This is a genomic window from Priestia sp. YIM B13489, from assembly GCF_042787645.1.
GTDB classification, from domain to species: Bacteria; Bacillota; Bacilli; order Bacillales; family Bacillaceae_H; genus Priestia; species Priestia megaterium.
In genome coordinates this window covers 1-3,094 of sequence record NZ_JBHZOQ010000017.1, presented here as the reverse complement: position 1 = coordinate 3,094, position 3,094 = coordinate 1, and the positions used below count along the sequence as shown (strand labels likewise).

Genomic DNA, 3,094 nt, shown 5'->3' with positions numbered 1-3,094 from the left:
TGTGGAACTTTTGCATGCGGATAATCCCATATTTGGCCATTCCTCAATCCCCCATTTCGACCACTGTACTTAGGTATAGCATACCACAACTTTAGATTTGGTGTAACGCACTACACCAATTTTTCATCTTCGATAAAATTGGGAGCGCGCTCTACGAGGTGGCGGTCGGAGTTCCTCCCTGTGTTTGGCTCCGCCAAAATGAAAAAAGACATCCTAAACGGATGCCCTTTTTCATGAAGACCGTGGACGCCGTCCACCACCTGTAAGGGGAAATCTTCCCCTTAACCCCACCTAAAAAACTCCCCCAACCCCCTCACTTTTTTGAGGGGGCTCCCTCGCCGGTTGGCGTCAAACAAACGTGTTTGTTTGAGTGCCAAGAGGGTCTTTGGTGTAGTGACATTGTCAATTCCTTAATGCTCCCTACGGTCCGCTTACCATTGACAATGGCGTAGTTCCTACTCTGAAGCTAAATCTTCTCTATCCGCAGCTTCAGGTGGAGTTTCCATCCACCCATTTTCTATCATGATATCCGCGGCATCATGAACAAAATCTGATATATCCTTTAAAGATTTTGCATACATTAGCGCTAAGTCGCGTCTTCCGTTTACAGCCATTGAGTTTCCAAAGTTTCGTACTCTCATTGAAAACATATCCATTTTATGAAATACCATTAATTTATCGGAAAAAGGAGAAGTTGTTGAAGTTGTTACTAAATGATCAATTAATGAGGGGGAAGGCAAATTATCATGATGAAGTTTTTGTATAAAACCTTCAACTATTTTATCAGTTAGTTCTTCTCCTTTTACAAATAACTCTCTAACCTTCTTCGTTTTTGTAACTTGACTAAACGCCATTACTAAAGCCTTGCTTGCCAGGTTAGTCTCTAAATTATCGTATAAATGAGCAATTTCCAATGCATGTAAGGGTCTAACATCGCCAATAAAACCTTTTAGATAATTTTTGTGTGCTATATTTACTTTTTGTGGTGTGGGAATAATAGGCGATTTAATAGCTAACCCTTTATTCATTGAAATATCTTTGATATCTTCCCCCAATTTTATAGTTGATTCCATACAATAAAGGGAAAATTCCCTTACATCATCTCTATATATTAAGGGGATTCCTACACTATAAAGACTAAGTCCTACTTTAGATACGTACTTTAAATAATATACATAGAACTCATCTTCAAATAATCTTGGAGCGTCAAGATTAACATCTTCTTTTGTAAAGCCCTGAGGGATAGGAAAGTTCTCTTTTATGAAAATATCTTTTATGATTTTCTGAAATTCTTTACTTAAATTTAGAGCGTTTTCCAATAATTTTTTTATATCTTGATCTTCAACATGTCTAAGAAAGTAGCTTAGAATACATGTGGACATGCTATTGCCCATATAGGTTGCCCAAAGTTTCCCCAATTCTGCAGATAACAGCTTTTCGCTGAGATTTGATTTTTTTGATCCCACTTTAGTTGGTTTAATTGGTTCCATTTGTAATCTCCTAAGCCTATTTTTTCTTAGGTTTATCATTTAAATAATATATATTCTTTAAATCCTAAATTTTATCATTTGTGTATATAGATAACAATTGTATGTATAACAAAGACCGCCCATTATCTATTAGCTGATAAGGCGGCCTTTATTGTTAATCAGGCATTTGGCTAGAATTTTAATAATATGAAAATCAATCGTATATTATATTCTTTCCTTCTTCACTTAACTTTTTTAAAGATGTAAGCATATGATTTATTTCTTCATCGGAATGCCTTTCCCATGAACCTAATTCAGCTACTATTTTCAAAGGAGATTTAGATCTATATGAACGTGTTGGGTTTCCAGGGAACTTTTTATCCGTTAAATTTGGATCATTTTCAAAATCGCCTAATGGTTCCACAATATAAATTCTCTCTTTTGAATTAGACCTTGCTAATTCAGCACCCCATTTAGCAGCGTTTAATGTTCCAGTAAAATAGATATGGTTAGATTTTTTATCCTGATAATTGGATAAGTACAACGGTTCAAGCAGGTCTCCAATTTTCAGTTCTGCTTTAGTACCATGAAAAAACGGACCAGGATCTAAGACATTTTTCTTATCATTCATATAGCCACACCCTTTATACTTTTTGACTTGCGTATAACAGTATAAGGCTGGACATGAGTGAAAAAACAGTCTATAAATAATTTCCAAATAGAGTTATAATATAAGTAGAGAGTAAGATGTTACCGTAAACAAATCATTTAAATAAAAAAAGACTGCTGAATAACCAGCAGTCTTTTTTTATTTCCAAAATTCCCACCACTTCTTTTTTTCTTGGGTAGCAGCAAGTTGCTTTCTTGTTTCCTGAATTTCACGTATATGACTCATACTTTGCTGATCCATACGTTCTACAAGCTTTTTATTAAATTCCATTTGTTCATGTAATTGTTTTTTTATTTCTTCAATACTTTGAGCCATATCATCAATTTTATCTTTGAACTCATGAGCTTGAACGGCCATTTGTGCAGGTTGCATGGGGGGCGTTCCTTGCCGTGCACCATAACGCTCAACCACTTCTAAAGATGCTACTTCTTTGGTTTTCCTTTGGACTTTTACGATTTGCTTAAATAGTTGTAAAGCGTTTAAGTCATGTTTAGTGAAAGCCCGACTATCATTCTCTCCTTTAATAAATTTATAACCTGTGGCCTCCAATTGAATACACCACTTTCTTAAAGTGCTATCTGACACCTCAAGTTTCTTTGCTACTTCACTAGTCCAATAAGCTGGTTCTTGGCCAAGCTTTGTATCTGACATGCCGTTCCCTCCCATGCACGCGTATTTATATAAATAGTTATATTTCTCACCTAAAATGTCCTTTAAAGAATAACAAAGAACGCCCCCCATGCATGCTATTCGCTTTAATTATGAGTTACAACTTTACCCGTGCAACCCCGTTCGTTTTGGGGTGGCGTGCTGGCTAGGGGTTCGGGGACTAGTCCCCGTTTGTGTAATCTATTTTCAGCAAAATCACCAACTATGGACGGCTGCTCTGGCGGTTCGGCAGGTATAATGGCCGTCACAAGCCGATCATCTTAAACTTCGTTTTGGGTATGTTCGG

Annotated in this window: 3 protein-coding genes; all 3 read right to left on the bottom strand. The window is 36.7% G+C overall.

Annotated elements, in window-relative coordinates:
- Positions 1 to 455 precede the first annotated feature (455 nt).
- Positions 456 to 1,490: a DUF3231 family protein gene (locus ACFX4W_RS01090; RefSeq protein WP_377559059.1), complete on the bottom strand. Its 1,035-nt coding sequence runs from the start codon at positions 1,488 to 1,490 to the stop codon at positions 456 to 458.
- A 193-nt stretch (positions 1,491 to 1,683) separates the two neighbouring features.
- A complete protein-coding gene (arr, locus tag ACFX4W_RS01085; protein ID WP_097824827.1) occupies positions 1,684 to 2,100 on the bottom strand; it encodes an NAD(+)--rifampin ADP-ribosyltransferase in 417 nt (138 codons plus the stop codon).
- 177 nt (positions 2,101 to 2,277) lie between these two features.
- Complete coding sequence (locus ACFX4W_RS01080) at positions 2,278 to 2,790, bottom strand: DUF3967 domain-containing protein (RefSeq protein WP_377559057.1); 513 nt, start codon at positions 2,788 to 2,790, stop codon at positions 2,278 to 2,280.
- Between the last annotated feature and the right edge of the window lie 304 nt (positions 2,791 to 3,094).

Excerpts from the sequence above, each read along its gene's own strand:
- ACFX4W_RS01080 (WP_377559057.1), bottom strand. The coding sequence starts at position 2,790 with ATGTCAGATACAAAGCTTGGCCAAGAACCAGCTTATTGGACTAGTGAA.
- ACFX4W_RS01090 (WP_377559059.1), bottom strand. The coding sequence starts at position 1,490 with ATGGAACCAATTAAACCAACTAAAGTGGGATCAAAAAAATCAAATCTC.
- arr (WP_097824827.1), bottom strand. The coding sequence starts at position 2,100 with ATGAATGATAAGAAAAATGTCTTAGATCCTGGTCCGTTTTTTCATGGT.